Annotated in this window: 30 protein-coding genes; 9 read left to right on the top strand and 21 right to left on the bottom strand. The window is 70.0% G+C overall.

Annotation, left to right across the window (positions count from 1 at the left end):
* Nucleotides 1–71: 71 nt before the first annotated feature.
* The 10 genes from rapZ to SLW52_RS18035 all read right to left on the bottom strand — a co-directional run bounded on the left by rapZ (nucleotide 72) and on the right by SLW52_RS18035 (nucleotide 7,716).
* Nucleotides 72–950, bottom strand: a complete 879-nt coding sequence (gene rapZ, locus SLW52_RS18080) for an RNase adapter RapZ (RefSeq protein WP_017913816.1) — start codon at nucleotides 948–950, stop codon at nucleotides 72–74.
* Nucleotides 947–1,897: an HPr(Ser) kinase/phosphatase gene (gene hprK, locus SLW52_RS18075; RefSeq protein WP_017910661.1), complete on the bottom strand. Its 951-nt coding sequence runs from the start codon at nucleotides 1,895–1,897 to the stop codon at nucleotides 947–949. Before hprK ends, rapZ begins: the two co-directional genes overlap by 4 nt.
* The gene (locus SLW52_RS18070) at nucleotides 1,894–2,346 is read right to left on the bottom strand and encodes a PTS sugar transporter subunit IIA (RefSeq protein WP_152182014.1); all 453 of its coding nucleotides are present in this window, start codon (nucleotides 2,344–2,346) and stop codon (nucleotides 1,894–1,896) included. The genes hprK and SLW52_RS18070 overlap by 4 nt, the downstream gene beginning before the upstream one ends.
* A gap of 21 nt (nucleotides 2,347–2,367) precedes the next feature.
* On the bottom strand, nucleotides 2,368–2,685 hold the full coding sequence (gene raiA / locus SLW52_RS18065) for a ribosome-associated translation inhibitor RaiA (RefSeq protein ID WP_010344105.1): 318 nt from the start codon (nucleotides 2,683–2,685) through the stop codon (nucleotides 2,368–2,370).
* Nucleotides 2,686–2,735: 50 nt separating this feature from the next.
* The gene (locus SLW52_RS18060; protein WP_267122225.1) at nucleotides 2,736–4,199 is read right to left on the bottom strand and encodes an RNA polymerase factor sigma-54; all 1,464 of its coding nucleotides are present in this window, start codon (nucleotides 4,197–4,199) and stop codon (nucleotides 2,736–2,738) included.
* A gap of 43 nt (nucleotides 4,200–4,242) precedes the next feature.
* On the bottom strand, nucleotides 4,243–4,962 hold the full coding sequence (gene lptB, locus SLW52_RS18055) for an LPS export ABC transporter ATP-binding protein (protein ID WP_267106060.1): 720 nt from the start codon (nucleotides 4,960–4,962) through the stop codon (nucleotides 4,243–4,245).
* A complete protein-coding gene (gene lptA, locus SLW52_RS18050) occupies nucleotides 4,962–5,537 on the bottom strand; it encodes a lipopolysaccharide transport periplasmic protein LptA (protein WP_267092550.1) in 576 nt (191 codons plus the stop codon). Before lptA ends, lptB begins: the two co-directional genes overlap by 1 nt.
* A complete protein-coding gene (gene lptC, locus SLW52_RS18045) occupies nucleotides 5,515–6,081 on the bottom strand; it encodes an LPS export ABC transporter periplasmic protein LptC (RefSeq protein ID WP_152182017.1) in 567 nt (188 codons plus the stop codon). The genes lptA and lptC overlap by 23 nt, the downstream gene beginning before the upstream one ends.
* On the bottom strand, nucleotides 6,078–6,626 hold the full coding sequence (locus SLW52_RS18040; RefSeq protein ID WP_017910666.1) for an HAD hydrolase family protein: 549 nt from the start codon (nucleotides 6,624–6,626) through the stop codon (nucleotides 6,078–6,080). The genes lptC and SLW52_RS18040 overlap by 4 nt, the downstream gene beginning before the upstream one ends.
* 88 nt (nucleotides 6,627–6,714) lie before the next feature.
* The gene (locus tag SLW52_RS18035; RefSeq protein WP_017910667.1) at nucleotides 6,715–7,716 is read right to left on the bottom strand and encodes a KpsF/GutQ family sugar-phosphate isomerase; all 1,002 of its coding nucleotides are present in this window, start codon (nucleotides 7,714–7,716) and stop codon (nucleotides 6,715–6,717) included.
* 52 nt (nucleotides 7,717–7,768) lie between these two features.
* Here SLW52_RS18035 and SLW52_RS18030 point away from each other — a divergent pair, with 52 nt between their 5' ends.
* Genes SLW52_RS18030 through SLW52_RS18020 form a run of 3 tightly spaced genes read left to right on the top strand, consistent with a single transcriptional unit; the run spans nucleotide 7,769 to nucleotide 9,644 of the window.
* The gene (locus tag SLW52_RS18030) at nucleotides 7,769–8,011 is read left to right on the top strand and encodes a BolA/IbaG family iron-sulfur metabolism protein (protein WP_017910668.1); all 243 of its coding nucleotides are present in this window, start codon (nucleotides 7,769–7,771) and stop codon (nucleotides 8,009–8,011) included.
* Between the two features lie 47 nt (nucleotides 8,012–8,058).
* On the top strand, nucleotides 8,059–9,333 hold the full coding sequence (gene murA / locus SLW52_RS18025; RefSeq protein WP_010344097.1) for a UDP-N-acetylglucosamine 1-carboxyvinyltransferase: 1,275 nt from the start codon (nucleotides 8,059–8,061) through the stop codon (nucleotides 9,331–9,333).
* Nucleotides 9,330–9,644 carry a hypothetical protein gene (locus tag SLW52_RS18020; RefSeq protein ID WP_010344096.1) on the top strand — a complete coding sequence of 105 codons (315 nt, stop codon included), beginning with the start codon at nucleotides 9,330–9,332 and terminating at the stop codon, nucleotides 9,642–9,644. Before murA ends, SLW52_RS18020 begins: the two co-directional genes overlap by 4 nt.
* 459 nt (nucleotides 9,645–10,103) lie before the next feature.
* Here SLW52_RS18020 and SLW52_RS18015 read toward each other — a convergent pair whose 3' ends face one another.
* The 6 genes from SLW52_RS18015 to purM form a co-directional block, all read right to left on the bottom strand.
* Nucleotides 10,104–10,787: a DUF3108 domain-containing protein gene (locus SLW52_RS18015; RefSeq protein ID WP_017910671.1), complete on the bottom strand. Its 684-nt coding sequence runs from the start codon at nucleotides 10,785–10,787 to the stop codon at nucleotides 10,104–10,106.
* Nucleotides 10,788–10,789: 2 nt separating this feature from the next.
* Nucleotides 10,790–11,512, bottom strand: a complete 723-nt coding sequence (locus tag SLW52_RS18010) for a DUF3108 domain-containing protein (RefSeq protein WP_320740898.1) — start codon at nucleotides 11,510–11,512, stop codon at nucleotides 10,790–10,792.
* Nucleotides 11,513–11,707: 195 nt separating this feature from the next.
* Nucleotides 11,708–12,361 (bottom strand): phosphoribosylglycinamide formyltransferase, encoded by a 654-nt coding sequence (gene purN, locus SLW52_RS18005; protein ID WP_267092547.1) that lies wholly within the window; start codon nucleotides 12,359–12,361, stop codon nucleotides 11,708–11,710.
* Nucleotides 12,358–12,804 (bottom strand): hypothetical protein, encoded by a 447-nt coding sequence (locus SLW52_RS18000; RefSeq protein ID WP_320740871.1) that lies wholly within the window; start codon nucleotides 12,802–12,804, stop codon nucleotides 12,358–12,360. Before SLW52_RS18000 ends, purN begins: the two co-directional genes overlap by 4 nt.
* A gap of 8 nt (nucleotides 12,805–12,812) precedes the next feature.
* Nucleotides 12,813–13,442, bottom strand: coding sequence for a DUF2238 domain-containing protein (locus tag SLW52_RS17995; protein WP_320740870.1), 630 nt, complete (start codon nucleotides 13,440–13,442; stop codon nucleotides 12,813–12,815).
* A gap of 5 nt (nucleotides 13,443–13,447) precedes the next feature.
* Complete coding sequence (gene purM, locus SLW52_RS17990) at nucleotides 13,448–14,506, bottom strand: phosphoribosylformylglycinamidine cyclo-ligase (protein WP_320740869.1); 1,059 nt, start codon at nucleotides 14,504–14,506, stop codon at nucleotides 13,448–13,450.
* Between the two features lie 94 nt (nucleotides 14,507–14,600).
* Between purM and SLW52_RS17985 the strand changes: the two genes are divergently transcribed.
* The 3 genes from SLW52_RS17985 to hda are packed head-to-tail and all read left to right on the top strand — an operon-like array spanning nucleotide 14,601 to nucleotide 17,598.
* Nucleotides 14,601–15,716 carry a DUF2066 domain-containing protein gene (locus SLW52_RS17985; protein ID WP_267084540.1) on the top strand — a complete coding sequence of 372 codons (1,116 nt, stop codon included), beginning with the start codon at nucleotides 14,601–14,603 and terminating at the stop codon, nucleotides 15,714–15,716.
* Nucleotides 15,713–16,882: an AI-2E family transporter gene (locus SLW52_RS17980; protein ID WP_320740868.1), complete on the top strand. Its 1,170-nt coding sequence runs from the start codon at nucleotides 15,713–15,715 to the stop codon at nucleotides 16,880–16,882. The genes SLW52_RS17985 and SLW52_RS17980 overlap by 4 nt, the downstream gene beginning before the upstream one ends.
* A complete protein-coding gene (gene hda, locus SLW52_RS17975) occupies nucleotides 16,879–17,598 on the top strand; it encodes a DnaA regulatory inactivator Hda (RefSeq protein ID WP_267084407.1) in 720 nt (239 codons plus the stop codon). Before SLW52_RS17980 ends, hda begins: the two co-directional genes overlap by 4 nt.
* A 148-nt stretch (nucleotides 17,599–17,746) precedes the next feature.
* Here the strand turns inward: hda and murU are convergent, their stop codons facing one another.
* The 4 genes from murU to SLW52_RS17955 form a co-directional block, all read right to left on the bottom strand.
* Entirely contained in the window at nucleotides 17,747–18,487 is a 741-nt protein-coding gene (gene murU / locus SLW52_RS17970) for an N-acetylmuramate alpha-1-phosphate uridylyltransferase MurU (RefSeq protein ID WP_320740867.1), read from the bottom strand.
* Nucleotides 18,484–19,512, bottom strand: a complete 1,029-nt coding sequence (locus SLW52_RS17965) for a phosphotransferase (RefSeq protein ID WP_320740866.1) — start codon at nucleotides 19,510–19,512, stop codon at nucleotides 18,484–18,486. The genes murU and SLW52_RS17965 overlap by 4 nt, the downstream gene beginning before the upstream one ends.
* Before the next feature lie 73 nt (nucleotides 19,513–19,585).
* A complete protein-coding gene (locus tag SLW52_RS17960) occupies nucleotides 19,586–19,855 on the bottom strand; it encodes a GlsB/YeaQ/YmgE family stress response membrane protein (RefSeq protein WP_010344083.1) in 270 nt (89 codons plus the stop codon).
* Nucleotides 19,856–20,107: 252 nt separating this feature from the next.
* Nucleotides 20,108–21,598 (bottom strand): M20 family metallopeptidase, encoded by a 1,491-nt coding sequence (locus tag SLW52_RS17955; RefSeq protein ID WP_320740865.1) that lies wholly within the window; start codon nucleotides 21,596–21,598, stop codon nucleotides 20,108–20,110.
* A gap of 204 nt (nucleotides 21,599–21,802) precedes the next feature.
* Between SLW52_RS17955 and SLW52_RS17950 the strand changes: the two genes are divergently transcribed.
* From SLW52_RS17950 to SLW52_RS17940, 3 genes are all read left to right on the top strand, one after another.
* Nucleotides 21,803–22,135 carry a ComEA family DNA-binding protein gene (locus tag SLW52_RS17950; RefSeq protein ID WP_017909203.1) on the top strand — a complete coding sequence of 111 codons (333 nt, stop codon included), beginning with the start codon at nucleotides 21,803–21,805 and terminating at the stop codon, nucleotides 22,133–22,135.
* 230 nt (nucleotides 22,136–22,365) lie between these two features.
* Nucleotides 22,366–22,974: a HutD family protein gene (locus SLW52_RS17945; RefSeq protein ID WP_267094197.1), complete on the top strand. Its 609-nt coding sequence runs from the start codon at nucleotides 22,366–22,368 to the stop codon at nucleotides 22,972–22,974.
* A gap of 132 nt (nucleotides 22,975–23,106) precedes the next feature.
* Nucleotides 23,107–23,799: a response regulator transcription factor gene (locus SLW52_RS17940; protein ID WP_017909205.1), complete on the top strand. Its 693-nt coding sequence runs from the start codon at nucleotides 23,107–23,109 to the stop codon at nucleotides 23,797–23,799.
* A gap of 165 nt (nucleotides 23,800–23,964) precedes the next feature.
* On the opposite strand, the gene SLW52_RS17935 is transcribed toward SLW52_RS17940, so the two are convergent.
* Complete coding sequence (locus SLW52_RS17935; protein WP_320740897.1) at nucleotides 23,965–24,885, bottom strand: FAD:protein FMN transferase; 921 nt, start codon at nucleotides 24,883–24,885, stop codon at nucleotides 23,965–23,967.
* Nucleotides 24,886–25,049: the final 164 nt, after the last annotated feature.

Genomic DNA, 25,049 nt, shown 5'->3' with positions numbered 1-25,049 from the left:
GATTCGCAAGAGCCAGAGCAATGCCGCTTTTGCCAATCCCGAATCCCCGATCCCGAATCCCGGCTTTTCGATCAATCCTGCTCGCGATGGAAGGTCGCCACTTCCGGCCAGCCCTGTTCGCGGGCGTGGCGGGCCAGGCGTTCGGCCAGGTAGACCGAGCGGTGCTTGCCGCCGGTGCAGCCGAAGGCGATGGTCACGTAGCTGCGGGTGTCGTTGCGCAGCCGCGGCAGCCAGGTGTCGAGGAAGTCGATCAGTTGCGCGGTGTAGCGCTGCACATCTGGTTGCGCGTCCAGGTACTCGCGCACGCCGCTGTCGCGGCCGGTCATCGGCCGCAGTTCCGGGTCCCAGTGCGGATTCGGCAGCACCCGCGCGTCGAACACGAAATCCGCCTCGGCCGGCACCCCGCGCTTGTAGGCGAAGGACTCGAACAGCAGCGACAGGGTGTTCTCGCTGGACAGCGCGAACTCGGTGGTGACCCGCCGGCGCAGCTGGTGCACGTTGAGCGTGCTGGTGTCGATCACCGCATCGGCCGCCTCGCGCAGTGGCTCGGTCAGGGCGCGCTCGCGCTCGATCGCTTCCGGCAGCGACAGGCCCTGACGCGACAGCGGATGGCGCCGGCGCGTGTCGGCGTAGCGCTTGATCAGCGCCTCGTCGTTGGCGTCGAAGAACAGCAGTCGCGCATCCAGGCCGAACTGCGCCACCGCCTCGCGCCAGCGCGAGAGCTGACTCAGGTCGCTATGGCGGCTGCGCACGTCGATGCCCACCGCCAGTTTGCTGGGGCCGGCATCCTCGCGTACCAGGCTCTTGACGAAGGCTGGCAGCAGTTCCACCGGCAGGTTGTCGACGCAGTAGTAGTCCAGGTCCTCGAAGGTCTTCAGCGCCACCGACTTGCCGGAGCCGGACAGGCCGCTGACGATGACCAGGGTGGAGGTGGGGGCGCCGTCGGTCATGGGCTGCGCCGCTCCAGCAGGTTGCTGTGGCGGGCGATGAACATCGCCGCCGGATCGATGCCCTTGGTGCGCAGGATGTGCAGGCGCGTGGCGGCCTCGGTCAGCACCGCCAGGTTGCGGCCGGGCATCACCGGCAGGGTGATCAGCGGCACGTCCAGGTCCAGCACGTGGCGGGTCCCGGAATCGCCGGTGAGACGTTCGTAGCCATGGGGCGTGGGCTCGGTCATGGGCCGGGTCAGGTGCACGATGAGCCGAAGGTACTTGTTCTTCTTTACAGCCGTGTCGCCGAACATCTCGCGCACGTTGAGCACGCCGAGCCCGCGCACTTCCAGCAGGTCCTGCAGCAGTTCCGGGCAGGTGCCGTCGAGCACGTCGGGGGCGATCTGGGTGAATTCGGGGGCGTCGTCGGCGACCAGGCGGTGGCCGCGGCTGAGCAGTTCCAGCGCCAGTTCGCTCTTGCCCGAACCCGCCTCGCCGGTGATCAGCACGCCGATCGAGTAGATTTCCATGAACACGCCATGCAGGATCACCCGCGGCGCCAGCGTGCGTGCCAGGTGGTAGGACAGGTGATTGAGCAGTTCGTGGCCGCGCTTGGGCGAGACCCACAGCGGCGTGTCGGATTCGTCGGCGGCCGCGCGCAGGTCTTCCGGGCACGACTGGTTCTTGGTGACCACCAGCGCCAACGGCCGCACCTGCACGATCTTCTCGATGGTCTCCCAGCGCTGGCGCGCGTCCAGCGAGTCCAGCCAGGCCAGTTCCTCGGTGCCGAGGATCTGCACCTTGTTGGGGTAGATGGTGTTGAGATAGCCGGCCAGCGACGGGCGCCGCGAGACCGCATTGCCGGCCTCCAGCACCCGGTGTTCGCCCTTGTGCCCGGCGATCCAGCGCAGGCCCAGGCGGTCGCGCTGCTGGTCGAACAGCTCGCGTGCGTCGATGCTGGTGTTCATGCGGCGGCCCGTGGCGCGCCGCCGAGCAGCGCATACAGTGCGGCGGCGTCCGGCGCATTGCGCAGGGCGTCGCGGAATTCCTCGATGGAGAACTGCTCGGCCAGTTCGGACAGCAGCATCAGGTGTTGGTGGGTGTAGTGCGCCGGGACCGCCATGGCGAAGATCAGGTCGACCAGGGTGCCCTGGCCGTCGAAATCGATCGGCTGCTGCAGGCGCAGCAGCGCGCCACGTGGGGCGTCCAGGTCCGGCGCGCGGCCGTGCGGGATGGCGATGCCGTGGCCGATGGCGGTGCTGCCGAGTTGTTCGCGCTCGCGCAGGCTGGTGAAGAGTTCATCGGCGCCGGCCTGCTGGCAGGCCAGCAGGCCGGCGGCGGTGTGCAGCAGGGTGTCGCGATCGGCGGCCGGAAGCACCTGGGTGCTGACGGCCGCCATCAGATCGGTCAAGGGCATGGCGGCGCAACGTGGGGAGGATCACGCGAGATTGTCGCGCACCTCGGCCGCATGGTGGTCGTGCTTCTTTTCCTTGTGCTTGATGATCAGCCGGTCCAGCTTGTCGGCGAGCAGGTCGATCGCCGCGTACATGGTCTGCGCGCTGGCGTCGGCGTGCAGGGTGCGGCCGGGGACGTTGACGGTGGCCTCGACGTGATGGTCGGGCTTGCGCAGCGCCAGCTGGGCGCGGACCTCGATGGTTTCCTCGTAGTGTCGCTTCAGCCGTTGCAGCTTGGTCTCCACATACTCGCGCAGGGCGGGGGTGACTTCGATCTGCTGGCCGTAGGTCTCGATACGCATCGGATACTCCTTGGTTCGGGTTTCACACCTATGAACCATCGCCGCCGCCGCTAGCCGATTCGAACGCGTTCGTGGGAGGCGGAAATGTTCATGGCCTCACGATACTTCGCCACGGTGCGGCGCGCTACAGGCACGCCGGCACTTTTCAGCAGGTCGGCCAGCTTGGCGTCAGAAAGCGGCTTGCGCGGATTTTCCGCCTCGATCAGCCGCCGGATCATCGCCTGGATCGCCGTGCTGGACGCCTCGCCGCCGCTGTCGGTGTCGATGCCCGAGGCGAAGAAGGCGCGCAGCGGGATGGTGCCGCGCGGGGTGCGCACGTACTTGCGGGCGATGGCGCGCGAGATGGTGCTCTCGTGCAGGCCCAGTTCGCCGGCGATCTCGCGCAGGGTCAGCGGCCGCAGCGCCTGTTCGCCGAACTCCAGGAAGCCGGCCTGCTGCTTGAGCAGGCAGCGGGTCACCTTGAGCAGGGTCTCGCCGCGTGCCTCCAGGCTCTTCAGCAGCCAGCGCGCTTCCTGCAGTTGCCCGCGCAGGTAGCCGGCGTCGCTTTCGCCGCATTGGCGGATCAGCCGCTCGTAGCCGCGGTGGATGGTGACCTTGGGCTGCGCGTGCGCGGACAGCGCCGCATGCCAGACCCCGCGCTGGCGCCAGACCACGCAATCGGGCACCACGTAGGTGTCGCTGCCCAGTTCGCCGATCTGCTTGCCCGGGCGCGGGTCCAGCGAGCGCAGCAGCGTGACCGCGGTGTCGACCTCCGCCGCCGGGCGCTTGAGTTCGTGGGCCAGTCCGGCCACGCCGCTGCGCGGCAACCGCTCCAGCGGACCGTTGGCGATGATGCGGGCCAGCGCCAGCCCCGGCGTGTCCTCGGGCAGGATGTCCAACTGCAGGGTCAGACACTCGCCCAGGCTGCGCGCGGCGATGCCGGCCGGGTCGAAGCGCTGGATCTGGTGCAGCACGGTGAGGATCTCGTCCTCCTCGGCGGCGATGTCCGGGCGCAGGGTCTCGGCGATCGCGGCCAGCGGTTCGCGCAGGTAGCCATCGTCGTCCAGCGCGTCGATCAGCGCCGCGCCGATGCTGCGGTCGCGCGCCGACAGCGGCGACAGGTGCAACTGCCACAGCAGGTGATCGATCAGGGTGTCGGGTTCGGCGACGCGTTCTGCCGCGCTGCCCAGGTCGTCGTCGTCGAACGACCCGCCGCTGCCGCCGGCCCAGGCCGGCTCGGCGTCGGCCCAGTCGGCGCCGTCGGCGGCCTGCGTGGCTTCGCCGCGGTCGCCATCGCCGTCGCTACGTGTCTCGCCTGCCGCGTGGTCGCGGTCAAGGCCGTGGTCGGCGCCTTCGCTGCGTTCGAACGCCGGTGCAGCGTCCTCGGACCACTCCAGCAGCGGATTGCTCTCCACCGCCTCGGCGATCTCCACTTCCAGCTCGGCGCTGGACATCTGCAACAGCTTGATCGCCTGCCGCAACTGCGGCGTCATGACCAGGTGCTGTCCCAGCGATGTCTGCAGCCGTGCTTTCATGCCTGTACCGAGCGCGGAAGGAGCGTAGCCGGCGCGTGCGCGGTCAGAGCCTGAAGGTTTCCCCGAGGTAGACGCGGCGCACGTCGCTGTTGGCCAGCAGCGCTTCCGGCGCCCCCTGCGCCAACACGCTGCCCTCGTTGAGGATATACGCCCGGTCGCAGATTCCCAAGGTTTCGCGCACGTTGTGGTCGGTGATGAGCACGCCGATGCCGCGCTGCTTGAGGTGGGTGACGATGCGCTGGATTTCGCCGACCGAGATCGGGTCGACGCCGGCAAAGGGCTCGTCGAGCAGCATCAGCCGCGGCCTGGCTGCCAGCGCGCGGGCGATCTCGCAGCGGCGGCGTTCGCCGCCGGAGAGGCTGGCGCCGAGCTGGTCGGCGACGTGGCTGATCTGCAGTTCGTCCAGCAGCGCCACCAGTTCGCGTTCCTGGCCGGCGTTGTCCAGATCCTCGCGCAGTTCCAGCACCAGGCGGATGTTGTCGGCGACGCTGAGCTTGCGGAACACCGACGGTTCCTGCGGCAGGTAGCCGACGCCGAGCTTGGCGCGCTTGTACATCGGCAGCGCAGTGATGTCGTTGCCGTCGAGCACGATGCGCCCGGCATCGGCGTCCACCAGGCCGACGATCATGTAGAAGCAGGTGGTCTTGCCGGCACCGTTGGGGCCGAGCAGGCCGACCACTTCGCCGGCCTCCAAGGTCAGCGCAAAGTCGCGTACCACTTCGCGCTGCTTGTAGCGCTTGCGCAGGCCTTCGGCGAGCAGCATCACTGGCCTCCTTGCTTGGGCTTGGCCGGCGTCGCGGCGGGCTTGGCAGCCGGTTTGGCGCCAGCGGCAGGAGTGCCGGCCGGCGCGGCGTTCTTCGGCTGGATCACCGTGTGCACGCGGGTGCCGTCACCGCCGCCCTGCATGTCGCCGGTCTTGGTGTTGTAGACCATGCGCTGGCCGGCGTTGGTGCCCTTGGGAGAGGTCATGCGGTAATTGCCGGTGAGGATCACCGTGTCGTTCGACATGGTGTAGTCGATGTTGTCGGCGACGCCGTCCATCGGCGAGCCGTCGTCCATCAGCTGCTTCAATGTCGCCTGCTTGCCCTTGAGCAGCACGCGATCAATGTCGCCGTTCTTGCGGAAGATGTCGGCCGTGTCGGCATGCACTTCCAGGGTGCCCTGGATGATCACGACGTTGCCCGACAAATGGCATTTGCCGTTGTCGTCAATCATGTTGCAATCGCTTGCATCGGACTTGATGTCCATCGGCTGGTTGCGGTCGGTCGACTTGGCCAGCGCCAGGGTCGGCAGCAGCAGGGCGAGCAGGGCGAGCTTAGCGGGCAGCATTCGGTTCATAACGGGACTTGACCTGTGAAAGGAGCTTGTACTGCCGGGATTTCAAGTCGACCTGGAAGCCGACGCCGGTCTGCATCATACCGGGCCGGGTCATCGTGACCGGGTCGGCGGTGCGTGCGCTGTTGGTCTGCGGGAAGACGTCCAGGCTCTGGGTACGGAAGGTGGTGGGCGGGATGCTGGGCACCTTGGGGCTGTCGCCGGCGACGTCGTCGCGCAGGCGCAGTTCGTCGCCGTTGGCGCTGACCCAGCCGGTCTTGCTGCGCATTTCCCAGTGCTGGCCGTTGGCGTCGGGCAGCAGGAACAGCGGAGTCACGATCGACATGGTCTGATCGGCGCGGCTGCGTTCCATCTGCGGCGCGCGCAGGGTCATCGCTTCCTTGCCCTGCTTGTCCAGGCTGACGATCTCGAAGTCGCGGGCGATGTAGTCCACGCTGGCTTCGTCGGACGGATTGCGGCTGGGCTTGCTGCGCTGGTTCCAGGCCGACCAGCCGCTGATCAGGGCGCCGACCAGCAGCAGGCCGCCGAGAGTGGTACGCCAGTTCATGCGCCATGCTCCTGCAGCAGGGACGGGACGTGGCCCTGGGCGGCCAGCAGCACGTCGCACAGTTCGCGGGCGGCGCCTTCGCCGCCGCGGGCGCGGGTGGTCCAGTGCACGTGTTCGGCGGTCCAGGGATGGGCGTTGGCCGGTGCCACCGCCAGGCCGACCACGCGCAGCGGCGCCAGGTCGGGCAGGTCGTCGCCCATGAAGCAGACCTGCTCCAGGCCGATGCCACGCTCGTCGCACAGCGCCTGTACCCCGGCGCGCTTGTCCTTGACCCCGATCTGCACCAGCAGGCCCAGCTCCTGGCCGCGCTTCTCCGCGGCCAGGCTGGGCCGCGCGGTGATCAGCGCCACGTCGATGCCGTGCCGGCGCAACTGCACCAGGCCCTGGCCGTCGAGCACGTTGAAGGCTTTGCTCTCGTTGCCGTCGCGGTCGTAATACAGGCGGCCGTCGGTCAGCGTGCCGTCGACGTCGAAGCACGCCAGGCGGATCCGGGCGGCGCGGTCGATCAGGTCGGCGGGAAGGTCGGCCAGCGGGGAATAGGGCATGTTCGGGATATCGGGGCGGGGAGGCCGGCTTTCCAGCGGCCAGGGCCAGCGGCGTGGGGCACCGCGGGTAGTGAACGGGTTCAGCCTGTTAAACCACTCTGGCGCGCAACAGGTCGTGAATGTTGAGCGCGCCGACCGCGCGGCCGGCCGTGTCGACCACGATCAGGCCATTGATCTGGTGGGTTTCCATCAACCGTGCGGCCTCGGCGGCGAGCTGGTCGGCGCCGATGGTGCGGGGCTGCCGGGTCATCACCTCGGCGATACGGGTCTGGCGCACGTCCAGCGCGCTGTCCAGGGCGCGGCGCAGGTCCCCGTCGGTGAACAGCCCGAGCAGGCGGTCGTCGGCGTCCACCACCGCGGTCATGCCCAGGCGCTTGCGGCTCATCTCCACCAGCGCCTCGCTGAGGCTGGCGTCCTCGCGCACCTTGGGCAGTTCGTCGCCGCGGTGCATGACGTCGGTGATGTGCAGCAGCAGGCGGCGGCCGAGGCTGCCGGCCGGGTGCGAGCGGGCGAAGTCGTCGGCGGTGAAGCCGCGCGCGTCCAGCAGCGCCACCGCCAGCGCATCGCCCAGCGCCAGCGAGGCGGTGGTGCTGGAGGTCGGCGCCAGGTCCAGCGGGCAGGCCTCGGCCGGCACGCTGACGTCCAGGTGCAGGTCGGCCTCGCGCGCCAGCGTGGACTGCGCGCGCCCGGTCATCGCGATCACCGCGTTGCCCTGGCGCTTGAGCACCGGCAGCAGCATCAGGATCTCGTCGGACTCGCCGGAATAGGACAGCGCCAGGACCACATCGGCATCGGTGATCATGCCCAGGTCGCCATGCCCGGCCTCGCCCGGGTGCACGAAGAACGCCGGGGTGCCGGTGGAGGCGAGGGTGGCGGCGATCTTGCGCGCCACATGGCCGGACTTGCCCATGCCGGTGGCGACCACGCGCCCGCGCGAACCCAGGATCAGCCGGCAGGCGGCCGCGAACTCGGCGCCGATGCGCGCGCCGACCGCCGCCAGCGCGGCTTGCTCGATCTCGACCACGCGACGGCCGCTGGCGACCAGGCCGGCGTCGTCGGGCGTCGTGGGAGACAGGGGCGATACATCCATGCGGGTGCCGGTCGGAGGGTAGAATGGCCGATCATTTTATTAGGAAAGCCCGGTGGACGCCGAAACCATCCGTAAACTCATCGAGGCCGGCTTGCCGGACGCGCAGGTGCAGGTGCAGGGCGACGACGGCGTGCACTTCGAGGCCACCGTGGTCAGCGCCGCCTTCGCCGGCAAGCTGCCGCTGGCCCGCCACCGCATGGTCTACGCCACCCTGGGCGAGCTTATGGGCGGGGCGATCCACGCGCTGGCCCTGACCACCCTGACCCCCGAGCAGGCCGGGCGCGCCGCCGGCTGAGCCGCCGCGCGCCCGTTTCTCCCCTTTTCAATTCCCCCACGAGACCCATGGCCAAAATCGTAGTGACCGGCGGCAACGCGCTGCACGGTGAAGTCAATATTTCCGGCGCCAAGAACGCCGTGCTGCCGATCCTCTGCGCGACCCTGCTGGCCGATGCGCCGGTGGAGATCACCAACGTGCCGCAGCTGCACGACGTGATCACCACGGTGAAGCTGCTCGGCGAGCTGGGCGCGGAAGTCACCATCGACGAAGGCACGCTGTCGCGCGGCAGCGCGATCACCGTCGACCCGCGCAAGGTCCACCAGCACGTCGCCCCGTACGAGCTGGTGCGCACCATGCGCGCCTCGATTCTGGTGCTGGGCCCGTTGCTGGCCAAGTTCGGCGCGGCCGAAGTGTCGCTGCCGGGCGGCTGCGCGATCGGCTCGCGGCCGGTCGACCAGCACATCAAGGGCCTGCAGGCGCTGGGCGCGGAGATCAGTGTCGAGAACGGCTACATCAAGGCCAGCAGCAACGGCCGGCTCAAGGGCGGCCGCTACGTGTTCGACATGGTCAGCGTCACCGGCACCGAGAACGTGCTGATGGCCGCGGCCCTGGCCGACGGCACCACCGTGCTGGAGAACGCGGCGATGGAGCCGGAGGTCAGCGACCTGGCCGACTGCCTGATCGCGCTGGGCGCGAAGATCGAAGGCGCCGGTACCTCGCGCATCGTCGTGCACGGCGTGGAGCGCCTGTCCGGCGGCCGCCACGCGGTGCTGCCGGACCGCATCGAGACCGGCACCTTCCTGGTCGCCGCGGCGATGACCGGCGGCAGCGTGACCGTGCGCCGCGCGCGCGCCGACACCCTCGACGCGGTGCTGGACAAGCTCACCGAGGCCGGCGCCAGCATCGAGACCGGCGAGGACTGGATCCGCCTGGACATGCACGGCAAGCGCCCGCGCGCGGTCAGCCTGACCACCGCGCCGTATCCGGCGTTCCCCACCGACATGCAGGCGCAGTTCATGGCGCTCAACTGCGTGGCCGACGGCGTCGGCGTGATCAACGAAACGATCTTCGAGAACCGTTTCATGCACGTCAACGAACTGCTGCGCCTGGGCGCGGACATCCAGATCGAAGGGCATACGGCGATCGTGCGCGGCGCCGAGCGGCTCAGCGGCGCACCGGTGATGGCCACCGACCTGCGCGCCTCGGCCTCGCTGATCCTGGCCGGCCTGGTCGCCGACGGCGACACCACCATCGACCGCATCTACCACCTGGACCGGGGGTACGAGAACATCGAGGAGAAGCTGGGGGCGCTGGGCGCGTCCATCCGGCGCGTCGCATGATCCTCAGCGGCCGCTTCAGCCGCCGGCGCAAGGTATTGCTGGCGATCGTGGTGGTGCTGCTGGCCTGGGTGGGCTATGCCTGGTACACCGGCATCGCCATCACCCAGGGCATCGAGGAGCGCGACATGGACTGGAACGGCGACGGCCAGGTCACCCGCGACGAGATCTGGCAGTCGTTCTATGCGGTCGGCGTCAGCCGCACCCAGAACGGCCCGCGCGAATGCAGCACCTTCTACTGGCGCAGCACCGGTGCGCAGATCCGCGTGGATTGCCGCACCACCTTCAAGGCCGCGCCGGCGGAGAAGAAGTAACGGCGTGGGGCAGGGCGCTGCCTGGGCGCCTGGGCGGCGCCCGCCTAGGCTGTGCACCAAGGCAGAGCGCTACCTGTCGCCCCGTTGCATGTTCCATGGATGGGCGTCGACTCGCGCCGTTTGGAGCTCCTGCAAGCGCTCGCCGGTTTCCGCAGGGCGATTCGCATACTCGCGTCGGGGCTGAAGCCCCTCCCACATGGGACGCCACGCGCTGCGTTGGGAGCTGCTGCTGCGCTTTCCCAAATCCCAATCCCGGCTCAGCGCGTCGGGGCTGAAGCCCCTCCCACATGGGAAGCACCACGGGCAGGGAGTTGCTGTTGCGATTCCCCAATCCCAGCCCACACACGGGAACGATCAAGCGCGGGAAACCGCTTTCACGATTCCCCACTCCCGATTCCCAATTCCCGCGGCGAAGCCGCTTTCACGATTCCCCAATCCCCATTCCCCAATCCCGGCTCTTCAGCGCAACGCCTTGATCGTCAGGTCCAGCGCGTCCTGGCCGTTCTCGCGCTGCAGGATGCGCACCGGCACCGGCATGTCCGGCACGATCCAGGCAATGATTTCCTTGGAGCCGTCGGTGCGGCTGACCTTGGTCGCCTGCTCGGTCTTGCCGTTGACGGTGACCGCTTCCTTGCCGGCGACGCGGTAGGTCATCGGCTTGGCGCGGCCCTCGTCGACCATGCGGTAGCTCGGGGTCTTGCCGGCGTTGACGTCGCGCGCGATCGCCAGGTTGATCAGCAGCGCGTCCATGTCGCCCGGCTGCAGCTTCACCGGGCCGCGGCGGTCGGCCTTGAGATCGCCCCCCCAGGTCGCCTGGCCGGTGCTCCAGTCGTAGTTGGCGGTCACCGCCTTCTTCTTGATCAGGAACACCGAGCGGTCGTCGCTGCTGAGCGGACGCAGCTGCCCGCCCTTTTCCTCGAACACGGTGCTCTGGCTGAGGTCGGCGACCTGGTTCTTGATCGCCAGGCTGTAGCGCCAGCGGTCGGCGCCTTGCTTGGCCAGGGTCATCACGCCGTTGGCCTGCATGCCCATGTAGCTGGCCTGGTAGTCCGCCGTGAACGGCTCCAGGGCCAGGGCGGGCAGGCTCGCCGTGGCCAGCAGGGCGGCGGCGAGGGCGGTCAGCGGGCGGGCGATGCGGGTCATGGTCAGGCTCCTTGGTATTCGGTCAGGCGCAGGTCGATGCGGTCTTCGCCATCTTCGCGCTGCAGGATGCGCACCGGCGTCGGCACGCCGTTGGCGATCCACAGGATGGTCTCATTGCGGCCGCCATTGGTGCGCGACACCCGCAATGCGTCGTAGCTGATGTCGCCGACCTGCACGGTCTCGGTCTGGTCGGCGGCGCGGTAGACATGTTCGCGCACCCGGCCGACGTCGACGAAACGATAGGTCATGGTCTTGCCGGGTTGCGCGTCGCGCATCAGCGAGAGATTGAGCAGCAGCGCGCTCTGGTCGCCGGGCTGCAGCGGGATCGGCGCCTGCCGGTCCTTCTTCAGGTCGCCGTCCCAGCGCGCCACGCCCTGTTTCCAGTCGTACACGCCGGTGACCTTCTTGCCGAAGAACACCGCCTTCTTGACCGTGCTCTGGCTCTGCGGGACGTAGCGGCCGTCCTGCACGGTGAACACCGTGCTCTGCTCGATGTTCAGGCCGAGGATGCTGGCGAAGCCGCTGCGGCCATGCACGCCCAGGTCGACCCGCCACTGATCGCCGCCGGTATGCACCACGTCCATGCGCGCGTCGCCGGCCGGCTTGCCCTTGTACAGCGCGTCGTAGGTGGCCACGAACGGCTGCAGCGGCGGCGGCGTCCAGGCCTCGGCGGGCAGCGCCGGCGCCGCTGCGGCAGCCGGTGCAGGTGCGCCGGTGGCGGGCATGGTCGGGGCGGGGGCCGTCTGCGGCGCCGGCTGCGCGGCGGGCGCCAGCGCGACCTGCGCAGCGACGATGGGCGCCAGCAGGCCGAGGCCGGACGCGACGAGGAAGGCGAACGGACGCGGAGCGAGCTTCATGGGATCGGCTGGCGTGAGCGGGAGGGAAGAGGGGGAGGGGCCGCGGAAGGTGCGGCAGCGCATTCAGGGAAGCAGCACGTCGTCGCAATCTAGGCGCAGCGGACTAAACCGGCACTGACCGTCCAGCCAGACCTTGCCGTCCCGTTCAGCCAGACGGCCCGCCGCGGCCAGCCGCAGCACCGCGCACAGCAGCCGGTGTTCGCGCGGCAGCAGGCGCTGCGCCAGGTCGTCGGGACCGTCGCCGGGCTGCACCGGCACCCGCACCTGCGCGATCACCGCGCCGGCGTCCAGTTCCGGCACCACGAAATGCACGCTGGCGCCGTGTTCGGCGTCGCCGGCCGCCAAGGCCTGGGCATGGGTGTGCAGGCCGCGGTACTTGGGCAGCAGCGAGGGGTGGATGTTGAGCAGGCGCCCGCCGAAGCGCTGCACGAAGCCTGCGCCGAGAATGCGCATGTAGCCGGCGCAGACCACCCAGTCCGGCCGTGCCGCGGCGACCGCGTCGCCCAGCGCCTGCTCGAAGGCGACGCGATCGGGGAAGTCCTTGGGCCGCGCCGACCAGCGCCGGTCCGGCGCCACCATCGCCAGCGCCGGCGCCTCCGGACGATCGCCGAACACGCCGACCACCTCGGCATCGAGGGTGCCGGCGGCGATCGCGGCGAGGATGGCCTGCAGGTTGGAGCCGCGCCCGGAGGCGAGGACAGCGAGGCGGAGCGTCATCGGGCGGGAGTCCGGAACAGGGCGCCCACGGCCGGGCGTTGCAATGTCAGCAGGGTGGCGATGCCCAGTGCGGTGCCCAGCGGGAAGCCCAGGCAGGTGATCACGGCGCCGGCGTAGCACAGCCCCAACTGGCGGCGGTGGCGCAAGGCGCGCGCAACCAGCACCTTGAGCAGCAGCGCGAGCAGACCGAGGCCGAGCAGGATCGACAGCATCACGATCGCGATGACGCCGCTCTGCGCCTGGTCCGGGCTCTGGCCGACGGCGTTGAGCTGCGCCTCCTCGTGCACGCCGTAGGCCAGCAAAGCGCCCACCAGCAGCACCACGACGACCTGCAGCCCCGCCATGACGGCATACAGCGTCGCCAGGGTGTTCAGGTCGGAGGTGGCACGCACCACATCGGCGGCATGGCCGCCGGGGGCGGGGAGGGGCGGTGGCAGCGACATCGTCGGTCTCAGCGCGGGGTGGAGGGAAGCGGGCGCGGGATGCGCCGCCACGGCCAAGCGCTGGCGCAGCCCAGCGTAGCCAGCAGCATGTCCATGTGCGCATCCCAGGGATCGCCCTGCTGGCCGTTGTAGGACTCGGCCTGCTCCGGCGACAGCAGCAGCGCGATCAGCCATTCCAGCCATTCGTAGACCAGGCTGACGCACATGATCGCCATCGTCGCCAGCACGAAGGCCTGCCGCGCCGACAGCGCCGGCCAGCGCTGGCGCGCGTGGTCGCGCAATGCCGGCGCGAAGCACACCCCGAACAGCAGGTGGATCAGCCGGTCGGTGTGATTGCGCTGCCAGCCGAACGCCGCACTCGGCGACCAGCCACCGGTCAGCGCGCGCAGCCACTGGTCGTAGGGCACATTGGAATAGAGCCAGTGCGCGGCGACGTTGTGCACGCTGATGAAGAGGCAGATGGCGGCGAAATGGCCGGTGCGCAGCGGCCAGCGCCGGTCGTGCCAGACCAGCCACGCCAGGCCCAGTACCGCCAGGGAGCTGTGCATGGCCTGTTCCGCCGGCCACAGCGGCCGCAGCCAACTGGCGGCGAACACCGCCAGCGCCAGCGTCAGCCAGGCGCGCTTGGCCGCCGCCATGCGGCTCAGCCGATGTGCACGCGTTCGCCGGCGTCCGCGGCGGCCACCACCGCGCCGATCTGCCAGTGCGCCAGGCCCAGGCTGTCCAGGCTGCGCTCCAGCGTGGCCACCTGCGCCGGCGCGGCGACCAGCACGAAACCGATGCCGCAGTTGAAGGTGCGCCACATCTCGCTGTCGGCCACGGCGCCTTCGCGCTGCAGCCACTCGAACACCGGCGGCAGGGTCCAGGCGCTGGCGCGGATGTCCAGGCCCAGGCCGTCGGGGATGACCCGGATGATGTTCTCGGTCAGGCCGCCGCCGGTGATGTGCGCCATGGCGTGGATGGCTTCGCCCTGTTCGCGCAGCAGCGACAGGATCGGCTTGACGTACAGCGCGGTCGGCGCCATCAGCGCGTCGGCCAGTGCCACGCCGCCGACCTGCAGGTCGGCTGGGCGCCCGGCGCGGTCGTAGATGCGGCGGATCAGCGAGTAGCCGTTGGAATGCGGACCGGAGGAGGCGATGCCGATCAACACGTCGCCCTGGCGCACCCGGGCGCCGTCGAGCAGCTGCGACTTCTCCACCGCGCCGACGGTGAAGCCGGCCAGGTCGTACTCGCCCGGCGGGTACATGTCGGGCATTTCCGCGGTCTCGCCGCCGATCAGCGCGCAGCCGGCCAGTTCGCAGCCGCGGGCGATGCCGCCGACCACCGCCACGGTGGTCTCCACGTCGAGCTTGCCGGTGGCGAAGTAGTCCAGAAAGAACAGCGGCTCGGCGCCCTGCACCAGCACGTCGTTGACGCACATGCCCACCAGGTCGATGCCGATGGTGTCGTGGCGGCCGAGCTGCTGCGCCAGCTTCAGCTTGGTGCCGACGCCGTCGGTGCCGGACACCAGGACCGGCTCGCGGTACTTGCCGGACAGGTCGAACAGCGCGCCGAAGCCGCCCAGCCCGCCCATCACTTCGGGGCGGAAACTGCGCTTGACCAGGGGCTTGATGCGTTCGACGACGGCGTTGCCGGCATCGATGTCGACGCCGGCGTCGCGGTAGGTCAACGGGGCGGCGGCGGGGGGCTGGGAAGTGGTCACGGGCGGCGGGGTCGGCGGAAAGGCGGCGATTTTAACAGGCCGCATTGGCGCTAGGCCCGCATTCGGGCAACAATTCGCCCCGGATACGCCGAGTATTGGACCCTTCATGCGCCGCAGCCTTGCCTTCCTCCTCTCTTTCGCGCTGTGCCTGCCCGCCGCGACCGCCCTGGCCCAGGCCGAGCTGCGCACCGAGGGCGACGTGGCCGGCGCCACCGGCCCCTACGATGCCGAGGTGCCGGTCAACAGCCAGAGCGAGGCCGACCGCAACGGTGCCCTGGCCCGTGCGCTCGGCGTGGTGCTGGGCAAGATCTCCGGCGACAAGGGGGTGATGTCGCGGCCCGGGGTGACCCAGGCGCTGCGCAACGCCAAGAATCTGGTCGACACCTTCGACTACCGCCAGGACCAGGGCACCTCGCCGAGCGGCGCGCCCACCTTCCGCACCATCCTGGTGGCGCGCTTCCGCCCGCAGGATGTGGACGGCCTGGCCGCGGCGCTGGGGCTGCCGGTGTGGCCGCAGCCGCGGCCCAAGCCTGTGGTGTGGCTGGCCATCGACGACGGCAGCGGCCCGCGCCTGGTCGGCGTGCAGCAGTCCAACGCCGCGCGCAGCCTGCTCGACCGCGCGATCGAGCGTGGCTTCCGCCTCGGCCTGCCGACCGGCAACGCCGCCGAGCAGGCCCTGGCCGGTGCGATCTGGCGCCAGGACACCGCGGCGGTGGCCAGCGCCTCGTCGCGCTACAGCCCGCCGATGCAACTGATCGGCAAGCTGTACCGCGGCAAGGCCGGCGGCTGGACCGCGGACTGGACCTTCGTCGATAGCGGCAAGGTGCTGTCGACCTGGTCGTCCAGCGACGCCGACGCGCGCCGCGCCATGGCCAGCGGTGCCGACGGCGCCGCCGATGCCCTGGTCAAGCGCTACGCCAAGGCGGTCAGCGCCGGCCCGGCCGGGATCTACCGGGTGGTGATCACCGGCATCCGCAGCGCCGACGATTACCTGCGCGCCTCCGCCGCGCTGCAGAACGCCTCGGTGGTGCGGCGCATCGTGCCGGTCCGCGCCGACGGCGATCGCCTGGAACTGGATCTGGATCTGCTCAGCGGCGTGTCCGGTCTGAACCGCATGCTCGGCCCGGACGGCGCGCTGCAGCCGGTGGTCGCGCCGGTCGACGGTCCGGTGATCCTCAACAGCGAGCCGACGGAGTACCGCCTGAAATGACGCTGTCGCCGGAAGCCGAGATCGCGCTGTTTCTGCGCCGCCTGAAATGGACGGCGGTGATCGTCGGCGTGCTGTGGGTGGTGTGGCTGCTGGCGCCGATCCTGACCCCGTTCGTGCTGGCGCTGCTGCTCGGCTGGCTCGGCGACCCGCTGGTGGACCGCCTGGAGCGCGCCGGGCGCTCGCGCAACATGGCGGTGACCCTGGTGTTCGTGCTGATGGTGCTGCTGCTGGTGCTGGCGCTGGTGATCCTGGTGCCGATGCTGGAGCGGCAGATCGTCACCTTCATCGACGTGCTGCCGCAGGCGCGCGACTGGTTCATCGGCACCGCGATCCCGTGGGCCGAGCGGAAGACCGGGCTGGAGCTGATGGGCTGGCTGGACCCTGAGCGGCTGATCGACTGGATCCGCGGGCACTGGCAGCAGGCCGGCGGCGTCGCCGCGACCTTCTTCGGCTACCTGTCGCGCTCGGGCTTCGCGATGGTGACCTGGGTGCTCAACCTGGTGCTGCTGCCGATCCTGACCTTCTACTTCCTGCGCGACTGGGACCTGCTGGTCGCGCGCGTGGCCGCCACCATCCCGCGCAACCACGTCGGCACCATCACCCGCCTGGCGCAGCAGTCCAACGAGGTGCTGGGCGCGTTCATCCGCGGCCAGTTCCTGGTGATGCTGGCGCTGGGCGTGATCTACGCCGGCGGCCTGACCCTGGTTGGTCTCAAGCTCGGCCTGTTGATCGGCATCGTCGCCGGCCTGATCAGCTTCATCCCGTACCTGGGCGCGACCACCGGCATCCTGCTGGCGGTGCTGGCCGCACTGGTGCAGGCCAAGGGCTTCGACCTGCAGTTGCTGATCCTGGTCGGCGTGGTGTTCACCGTCGGCCAGTTGTTGGAAAGCTACGTGCTGACCCCGCGCATCGTCGGCGACAAGATCGGCCTGCATCCGGTGGCGGTGATCTTCGCGGTGATGGCCGGCGGCCAGCTGTTCGGTTTCCTCGGCATGCTGCTGGCGCTGCCGGTGGCGGCGGTGGCCAACGTGCTGCTGCACTACCTGCACGAGCAGTACCGGCAGAGCGACCTGTACGCGGGCGAAAAGTCGGCGATCCTGTTGGATACGGTCACCGAGCGCACCACCATCATCGAACTGCCGCCGCGCAGCCCCGATCAGCCGTGAGCGTGCCGCAACTGCCGTTGGCCCTGCGCTATCCGCCGGAGCAACGCCTGGACCGCTATCTGGGCGCGCCGGACGGACTGCTGGCGCAGTTGCAGGCGGTCGCCGACGGCGCCGCCGACGACTGGGTGTACCTGTCCGGCCCCGCCGGCACCGGCAAGACCCACCTGGCCCTGGCGCTGTGCGCGGCCACCGAGCAGGCCGGGCGCAGCGCCGCCTACCTGCCGCTGCAGGCCGCCGCCGGCCGTCTGCGCGATGCGTTGGAAGCATTGGAGGGCCGCGATCTGGTCGCCCTCGACGGCCTGGAAGCGATCGCCGGGCAGCGCGAGGACGAAGTGGCGCTGTTCGATTTCCACAACCGTGCGCGCAGCGCCGGGGTGACCCTGCTGTACACCGCGCAGGCGATGCCCGACGGCCTGGCGCTCAGCCTGCCGGATCTGCGCTCGCGGCTGTCGCAGTGCACCCGCATCGCGCTGGCGCCGCTGGACGACGCCGGCCGCGCCGCGGTGCTGCGCGAGCGCGCCCAGCGCCGCGGCCTGGTGCTGGAAGACGCGGCGATCGACTGGCTGCTGACCCACGCCGGGCGCGACCTGGCCGGCCTGATCGGCCTGCTGGAGCGCCTGGACCGCGAATCGCTGGCGGCGCAGCGGCGGGTGACGGTGCCGTTTTTGCGGAGGGTGGGAATCGGGAATGGGGAATCGGGAATGGGGAAAAACTGAGATCCCCGCGACCGAAGCCGGACTGCGGCATTCGAGAAAAACAGCGCTTCGCGCCGCGTAACCGGCACGGCGCCGCTGATGTTCCGCGTGTCGTGCTCTGAATCGAAGGGTTCTGGAGATGCCCGCGTGCCGCCGTGGGGCAGGCAAGCTATGGGACCTCAGCTTTTCCCATTCCCGATTCCCGACTCCCCATTCCCAGCACTTCATCCAACTCCGCCAGCCGCTGCGGCGTGCCGACATCCGTCCAGCGTCCGTAGTGGCGCAGACCGTGGAGTCGTCCCTGTTCGGCCTGCGCACGCAGCAGCGGCACCACCGAGAAGCGGGGCGGCAGGCCCGGCGCGGTCGGCGCCGGGGCGGCGATGGTCTGCCAGTCGCGCAGCAGGGCGGGGCGGTACATGCCGATGCCGGCGTAGGTGAGCAGCGGGTCGCCGGCGTTGTGCACGCGTCCGTCGTCCTGCAGGGCGAAATCGCCGTGCGCCGCATAGGCCGGCGGATCCACCAGCACCAGCTGCGCCAGGCCCGGTGGCTCGGGCGCCAGCCGGGCGAAATCGAAGTCGGTCCAGATGTCGCCGTTGACCAGCAGGAACGGCGCCTCGCCGAGCAGCGGCAGCGCGTGCAGCATGCCGCCGCCGGTTTCCAGCGGTGTGGCGCCTTCGTAGGAATAGGCGATGCGCAGCCCGAACGCGCTGCCGTCGCCGAGCGTCTGCGGGAACTGTTCGGCCAGCCAGGACGTGTTGATCACCACCTCGCGCACGCCCAGCGCGGCGAGCTTGCGCAGGTGCCAGACGATCAGCGGCGTGCCGCCCACCGCCAGCAGCGGCTTGGGCGTGTGTGCGGTCAACGGACGCATGCGCTCGCCGAGGCCGGCGGCGAAGATCAGCGCCTTCATACGCCGGCCGCCGCGCGCTGCGCCAGGGCCGGCTTGATCCGCGTCTGCAGCAGTTGCGCCAGCGGCTGCAGGCTGGGGTGCCGCGGCAATGCCTCGTCGAGGTAGGCGATGAAGCGCGGCACGTTGTCCAGGTACCAGGCCTTGCCGTCGCGGTAGTTCAGCCGCGCGAAGATGCCCAGGTTCTTCAGGTGGCGCTGCACGCCCATCCACTCGGCGTCGCGCAGGAACTGCGCCAGCGGCGGCACCGGAATCCCGGCCTGCAGCGCACGCGCGTGATAGCTGGCGAGCCAGGCGTCGACCTGCGCCAAAGGCCAGCTGACCGTGGTGTCCTTGAACAGGCTGACCGGGTCGTAGGCGACGGGGCCGATCACGCAATCCTGGAAATCCAGCACCGCCGGGCCGTCGGCCGCCGGCATCAGGTTGCGCGGCATGAAGTCGCGGTGCACCAGCACCTGCGGCTGCGCCAGCGCGTTGTCCATGAGCTGACGCTGCACGCCGTGCAGGGCCGCGCGTTCGTCGGCATCCAGGGTGATGCCCAGGTGGCGCTGCAGGAACCAGTCCTCGAACAGGCCCGCGTCGCGTTGCAGCAGCGCCTCGCCGAACACGCCCATGCCCGGTGGCGGCGCGATCGCCTGCAGCCGCAGCAACTGGCCGAGCGCGGCGTCGAAGTGCGCGTCCGCTGTGCTCGTGTCCAGGCATTGCGCCAGGGTCGGTTGGCCCAGGTCTTCCAGCAGCAGGAAGCCGGCCTCCGCGTCCTGCGCCAGGATCGTCGGCACCCGCACGCCGCCGCCGTGCAGCAGCGTGTGCATGCGCAGCCACGGCCGCACGTCTTCCAGGTCCGGCGGCGAATCCATCACGATGCGACTGACGCCCTGGCCATGGCTGCGCCAGTAGCTGCGCTGGCCGGCGTCCACCGAGGCGCGCTGCAGCGTCGCCTGTGCGTCGTCCAGGGCCGTGCGCGCCCAGGCCAGGCGTTGCGCGGCGCGTGCCGCAAGGACATCGGGAACCATCGGGCTGGCGCTCATCGGCAGGCTGCGGCGGAAACGAGCCGCACAGCGTAAACGGGCGCCGCCGCCGTGGCGAGCGGCGCGCCGTGCCTCAGCGCTTGCTGGAGAACAGCCGCAACAGCGCGAGCAGGGCGATGGCGCCGAGCAGCGCACCGAGGAAGCCCGCCGGCTCGCCACGGCTGTACCAGCCCATGTAGTGGCCGAACCAGCCGGCCAGCAACGCACCGGCGATGCCCAGCAACACGGTGAACAGGCAGCCGGAGCGTCCGCTGCTGGGGCCGAGGAAACGCGCCAGCAGGCCGACCACGAAGCCCACCAGGATGATGTAGAGCCAGCTGTCGCTGCCGAACAGAGTGTGCATGGAGAGCGTTCCGAGCGCGGAGGGGGATCAGCGTCGGATCGTGCCAGATCGACTGTGATGGCGTCGATGCTTGGATGCGCGGCGCAGGCGGCACGCCCATGGAAGGCGGCCGCCCGCGCTGCACCAATGACACCATCAGAAAGGCGCCGCGTCGGAGCCGACGCCTCTCCCACCGCAAGCAGGGGACGGATCAGTCACTCAGGAAACAGGCTTCGCCAATCCCGAATCCCGACTCCCGCCATCCCGGCCCCATCAACAGCACCCATGCCCGCCATGCTGCTCGCCGCCGGCCACCGCCGCGCTGCCGGTGGTCTCGCCGCGCAGGCTGGCGGCATGGTGGGCGGCGATCACCCGCGACACGCAGGCGGTGACCCGCTTGCCCATCGGGATGTGCAGGAACTCGTTGGGGCCGTGCGCGTTGGAATGCGGGCCGAGCACGCCGGTGATCATGAACTGCGCGCCGGGGAACTTCTCGCCGAGCATGCCCATGAACGGGATCGAGCCGCCTTCGCCCATGTACATCGCCGGCTTGCCGAACGCCGCCTGCGAGGCCGCTTCGATCGCGTCGGTCAGCCACGGCGACTGCGCCGGCGCGTTCCAGCCGGAGGAGGACTTCTCCAGCGCCAGCGACACCTCGGCGCCGTACGGCGGATCGCGCAGCAGCACGTCCTTGAGCAGTTCGCCGGCGTGCTTGCCGTCCAGCGTCGGCGGCAGGCGCAGCGACAGCTTCACCGCGGTTTCCGGGCGCAGCACGTTGCCGGCCGAGGCCAGCGGCGGCAGGCCGTCGGCGCCGGTCACCGACAGTGCCGGGCGCCAGGTGCGGTTGAGCACCAGCTCGGACAGGTCCTCGTGCATCGGCCGCATGCCGGGCAGGAACGGGAACTTGCTGTAGACCTCGTCGCCCAGCACCTCGGCGACCTTGCGCGCCTGCGCCAGCCGCTCCTCGGGGATGTCGGCGTACAGGCCGTCGACCTTGATCTTGCCGGTGGCTTCGTCCTCCAGCCGCGACAGCAGGTCGCGCAGCACGCGGAAGCTCGACGGCACCACGCCGGAGGCGTCGCCCGAATGCACGCCTTCGCTGAGCACCTTGACGCTGAAGTTGCCGCCGGCCAGGCCGCGCAGCGAGGTCGTGCACCACAGCTGCTCGTAGTTGCCGCAGCCCGAATCCAGGCACACCACCAGCGACGGCTTGCCGATCCGCGCCGCCAGATGGTCGACGTAGGCGGGCAGGTCGTAGCTGCCCGATTCCTCGCAGGCCTCGATCAGCACCACGCAGCGCGCGTGCGGGATGCCCTGGTCCTGCAGCGCCTGGATCGCCGCCAGCGAACCGAACAGGGCATAGCCGTCGTCGGCGCCGCCGCGGCCGTACAGGCGGTCGCCCTTGAGCACCGGGGTCCACGGGCCCAGGTCGGCGTCCCAGCCGGTCATTTCCGGCTGCTTGTCCAGGTGCCCGTACAGCAGCACGGTGTCCTCGCCGGTGGCGTCGCTGCTGGCCGGCACCTCCAGGTAGATCAACGGGGTGCGGCCTTCCAGTTGCACCACCTCCACCTGCAGGCCGGGGATCGCCTGCGCGCGCGCCCAGCGCTCCATCAGCGCCACCGCATCGGCCATGTAGCCATGCGCGACCCAATCGGCGTCGAACATCGGCGATTTGTTGGGGATGCGGATGTAATCGACCAGTTGCGGGACGATGTCGTCATCCCACTTTTCGCTCAGGAAACGGCCGATCTTGGCACTGTCCATGAAAAGCTCCGAAGTGATTGCACACGTGTGCAGCCATTCTACGCCCCGGTGCCCGTGTAGGGTTTTTCCTACACGGCGACGCGCCGTTTACCTGCTGTTTGTGACGCGTTCCGACGATAGGCTGTACCCATGTGGCGAGCGATGCTGACAACGCCGGCAGGAAAGGCCGGCGATGTCCCCATCCAAGTCACAAGGAGCGTTGCCATGCAGTCTTTTATCGTGGTCCTGAAGTCGCTGGTCGTTGCCCTGATGCTGTCCGGTTCCGCGCTCGCCGCGGACAAGGTCAACATCAACTCCGCTGGAGCGGAGGAAATCGACCAGGTGTTGGTGAACGTGGGGGCCTCCAAGGCCCAGGCGATCGTCGACTACCGGCAGGCGCACGGACCTTTCAAGAGCGCCGAGGAACTGGCACTGGTGAAAGGCATCGGACTCAAGACGGTCGAGCGGAACCGCGACCGGATCGATGTGGGCGCCACGAAGGCACCCGCACCGACAGCCGCCAAGCAGGCAGCTGCCAAGCCGGTGGAAAGGCGTTAAAGGGATTTGCAACGAAAGGATAGGGCCGGCGCTGGACGCGCGGCCGCAGCCTCACTGAGCAGGATGCGAAGGGGGAAGGCAGGAAGCCGACAGGGAGGTACATCGTCGCCCGGCGTTGCACAGTGACGTGCAGCCGGGCGATGTTTTTTTGGGCGCCATGGCGCCTCTTGCGTCGCATATTCGGGCTGGCCAAGGACCGGCCGCTTGCCTTGATCGTGCAGAATGCGCGCATGGACTGGTGCACGCTGCCCGCGCGGGTGATCCCCGCCAATGAGTATCGCCGCGAACGCTGGCGCAACGGCCTGGGCTGGACCCGGGAGATCCTGCGTCTGCCGGCCGCCGGCGATGACTGGGTGCTGCGCCTGTCCATCGCCGAGATCGAGCAGGATGCCGCCTTCTCACCTTTTCCCGGGATCGACCGCGAACTGGTGCTGCTGCGCGGCAACGGCGTGCGCTTGCGTTTCGACGACGGCGAGGAACAGGTGCTGCAGGATCCTTGCGCGCGTCTGCGCTTCGCTGGCGAGCGGCCGTTGCGTGGCGAGTTGCTGGACGGGCCGACCCACGATTTCAACCTCATGTGGCGACGTGACCGGCTACGCACGCAACTGCTGCACCGGCCGCTGGTCGGGCCGATGCTGTTCTTCGCCGAACCCGCTGTCGCCTGGGCCGTTCATCTTCTGGCAGGGCAAGCGCAGTTCGATGCGGCCAGCGGACTGCCGCCATTGGCGGCCGGCGACAGCGCCTGGTTGGCCGCCGATGCCAGGCGCCGCTTTGCTTTGAGCGGGGGCGGGGAGGTGTTGGCGATGCGCATCGAGGCCCTGCCGACGCCCGCGGACTGAGCCCGCTCCACCACGCGCGCGGCTCTTGCAGCGTCGACGCCGACCGCGTCCAATGCGCGAACGCGGCCATCCGGGCCGTACAGCGGAAGCCGACAGGTGCTCTCGGACAACAGGTGGTTGGCGAAAATTCTGGTGGCGGACGCGGACGCGGTCTTGCGCGACCGGATTCGCGATTACCTGGCGTGTTTCAACCTGCAGGCCCACGACGCCGACAGTGCGCCGCACCTGCAGGCGCAACTGGCGGCCGGGCATTACGACGCGGTGGTGCTCGATGCCGGCCTCGACGGTGCCGAGGGCCTGCGCTTGTGCCGGCAACTGCGCGACCGCGGCGACATCGCCATCGTGATGATGGCCGACCGCGCCGAGCCGGTGGACCGGGTGATCGGGCTGGATCTGGGCGCGGACGACTTCCTGGTACGGCCGCCCGACCTGCGCGAACTGGTGGCGCGGCTCAACGCGGTGCTGCGTCGGGTGCGCGCGACCCAGCCGCCGGCAGTGGCGCATGGTGGCTGGCAGGTCGATGCCGCGCGGCACCAGGCGGTGGCGCCGGACGGGCGGACGATCCCGCTGTCGCCCGGCGAATTGCGGCTGATGGCGGTGTTCCTGGAGCAGCCGGGCGAGGTGCTCACGCGCGAGACGCTGCGCACCGCGCTGGGCGACGGCGAGGCCAGCATGCCTGCGGGCAGCCGCGGCATCGATCTGCAGGTCTCGCGGCTGCGCCAGAAGCTCGGCGACGACCCGCTGGTGCCGCAATGGATCCGCACGGTACGCGGCAAGGGCTATGTGTTCGAGCTGCAGCGCATGGGGTTGCCGGCTTCGCGTTGAGGACGTGACGGCGTGGCGTTGCTGGCGTCGCCGCGGCCGAAGCCGCAACCGTAGCAGTGGCGGTTGGGTCGCGGCGCGTTGTCCGGAACACGCCGGCGCGAGGTCTCGCGCGGTGCCCTGGTGTTCTCCCGGCCGCGGCTCATCGAGCAGCGTGCCGCGCTCAGCTCAGTCCCGTGCTAACGCCGCGAAGCCTCTGCTGAGCCGTTCCTGCACTGCGCCGTCCTGGCGCACCAGGAAGCGCACCGCCAGTCCTTCGCGTTCGGCGCAGGCCAGCCCGGCTTCCACACCGAGCACGCTCAGGGCAGTGGCCCAGGCATCGGCACGCATGGCATCGGCGGCCACCACCGTCACCGCGGCCAGCGTCGCGGCGATCGGTCGGCCGCTACGCGGATCCAGCAGGTGTCCATAGCGTCGTCCGTCCTGTTCGAAGTGGTGCCAGCGGTCGCCGGAGGTGGCCACCGCCAGGCCGTCGACCGCGAGCGCGCGCGGCGATGCGTCGCCATGCACCTGCTCGTCCGCAGCGGCCTCGATCAACACCCGCCACGGCTGCGCGTCCGGCTTGCGACCGTAGCCATAGAGATCGCCGCCGACCTCGACCAGTGCGCTTTCCACGCCATGCGCACGCAGCGCCGTCGCCGCCAGGTCGACGCCGTAGCCCTTGGCGATCGCGGACAGATCCAGATGCAGCCCGCCCGGCTGGTGCCAGCGGCCCGCGTCGTCGACGGTCAGCCGGCGCCAGTCGCCCGCGGCGCGGGCCCGTTGCAGTGCGGCGGGCTCCGGCACCCGCCGATCTCCGGCGGTGGCGCCGAAACCCCACGCGCCGACCACGGCGCCGATCGTGGGATCGAAGGCGCCGCCGCTGCGATGCGCCACTTCCAGCGCGCAGCGCAGCACCGTGTCGAACGCGGCGGGCAAGGCGTGCCAGGTATCGGCGTCGGCGCGGTTGTAGCGGCTGAGATCCGATTGCGCGTCCCACGTGCTCATCTGCGCGACGACCAGATCGAGCTGCGCCTGGATCGCATCGCGCAATGCGTGCAGGCCGCTGCGTTGGGGCGGCAGCAGCCTGGCGCTCCAGCGCGTGCCCATGCTGCTGCCGTGCAGCGTGGCGATGCCGGCGCTGGCACGGACTGCGGTCGGTGAAGCGGGGCGACTCACGCGTCGACGCAGCGCGACCGTACAACGGCAGCGCGCAGGTGCCCTACGCTGCGCGACCGTGTGCCGGCGGCATGTTCGGCGTTCAGGTCGCCACG

Origin of the sequence: Xanthomonas sp. LF02-5 (assembly GCF_034105325.1) — a bacterium.
Classification (GTDB): Bacteria; Pseudomonadota; Gammaproteobacteria; order Xanthomonadales; family Xanthomonadaceae; genus Xanthomonas_A; species Xanthomonas_A sontii.
The sequence above is the reverse complement of the archived record's forward strand: the minus strand, read 5'-3'. Positions and strand labels throughout refer to the sequence as shown.

Bases quoted from the DNA above. Each gene is read 5' to 3' on its own strand.
- lptC (WP_152182017.1), bottom strand. From the start codon at position 6,081: ATGAACTGGCGTACCACTCTCGGCGGCCTGCTGCTGGTCGGCGCCCTG.
- SLW52_RS18010 (WP_320740898.1), bottom strand. From the start codon at position 11,512: ATGCCCGCCACCGGCGCACCTGCACCGGCTGCCGCAGCGGCGCCGGCG.
- SLW52_RS18020 (WP_010344096.1), top strand. From the start codon at position 9,330: ATGATCCTCAGCGGCCGCTTCAGCCGCCGGCGCAAGGTATTGCTGGCG.
- raiA (WP_010344105.1), bottom strand. From the start codon at position 2,685: ATGCGTATCGAGACCTACGGCCAGCAGATCGAAGTCACCCCCGCCCTG.
- SLW52_RS17980 (WP_320740868.1), top strand. From the start codon at position 15,713: ATGACGCTGTCGCCGGAAGCCGAGATCGCGCTGTTTCTGCGCCGCCTG.
- SLW52_RS18035 (WP_017910667.1), bottom strand. From the start codon at position 7,716: ATGGATGTATCGCCCCTGTCTCCCACGACGCCCGACGACGCCGGCCTG.
- SLW52_RS18060 (WP_267122225.1), bottom strand. From the start codon at position 4,199: ATGAAAGCACGGCTGCAGACATCGCTGGGACAGCACCTGGTCATGACG.
- SLW52_RS17960 (WP_010344083.1), bottom strand. From the start codon at position 19,855: ATGCACACTCTGTTCGGCAGCGACAGCTGGCTCTACATCATCCTGGTG.
- SLW52_RS17965 (WP_320740866.1), bottom strand. From the start codon at position 19,512: ATGAGCGCCAGCCCGATGGTTCCCGATGTCCTTGCGGCACGCGCCGCG.
- hprK (WP_017910661.1), bottom strand. From the start codon at position 1,897: ATGAACACCAGCATCGACGCACGCGAGCTGTTCGACCAGCAGCGCGAC.
- SLW52_RS18015 (WP_017910671.1), bottom strand. From the start codon at position 10,787: ATGACCCGCATCGCCCGCCCGCTGACCGCCCTCGCCGCCGCCCTGCTG.
- SLW52_RS17995 (WP_320740870.1), bottom strand. From the start codon at position 13,442: ATGGCGGCGGCCAAGCGCGCCTGGCTGACGCTGGCGCTGGCGGTGTTC.
- SLW52_RS17945 (WP_267094197.1), top strand. From the start codon at position 22,366: ATGGACTGGTGCACGCTGCCCGCGCGGGTGATCCCCGCCAATGAGTAT.
- murU (WP_320740867.1), bottom strand. From the start codon at position 18,487: ATGAAGGCGCTGATCTTCGCCGCCGGCCTCGGCGAGCGCATGCGTCCG.
- SLW52_RS18070 (WP_152182014.1), bottom strand. From the start codon at position 2,346: ATGCCCTTGACCGATCTGATGGCGGCCGTCAGCACCCAGGTGCTTCCG.
- murA (WP_010344097.1), top strand. From the start codon at position 8,059: ATGGCCAAAATCGTAGTGACCGGCGGCAACGCGCTGCACGGTGAAGTC.
- SLW52_RS17955 (WP_320740865.1), bottom strand. From the start codon at position 21,598: ATGGACAGTGCCAAGATCGGCCGTTTCCTGAGCGAAAAGTGGGATGAC.
- SLW52_RS18000 (WP_320740871.1), bottom strand. From the start codon at position 12,804: ATGTCGCTGCCACCGCCCCTCCCCGCCCCCGGCGGCCATGCCGCCGAT.
- SLW52_RS17935 (WP_320740897.1), bottom strand. From the start codon at position 24,885: ATGGGCACGCGCTGGAGCGCCAGGCTGCTGCCGCCCCAACGCAGCGGC.
- SLW52_RS17950 (WP_017909203.1), top strand. From the start codon at position 21,803: ATGCAGTCTTTTATCGTGGTCCTGAAGTCGCTGGTCGTTGCCCTGATG.
- rapZ (WP_017913816.1), bottom strand. From the start codon at position 950: ATGACCGACGGCGCCCCCACCTCCACCCTGGTCATCGTCAGCGGCCTG.
- SLW52_RS18040 (WP_017910666.1), bottom strand. From the start codon at position 6,626: ATGCCCTATTCCCCGCTGGCCGACCTTCCCGCCGACCTGATCGACCGC.
- lptA (WP_267092550.1), bottom strand. From the start codon at position 5,537: ATGAACCGAATGCTGCCCGCTAAGCTCGCCCTGCTCGCCCTGCTGCTG.
- lptB (WP_267106060.1), bottom strand. From the start codon at position 4,962: ATGCTGCTCGCCGAAGGCCTGCGCAAGCGCTACAAGCAGCGCGAAGTG.
- purN (WP_267092547.1), bottom strand. From the start codon at position 12,361: ATGACGCTCCGCCTCGCTGTCCTCGCCTCCGGGCGCGGCTCCAACCTG.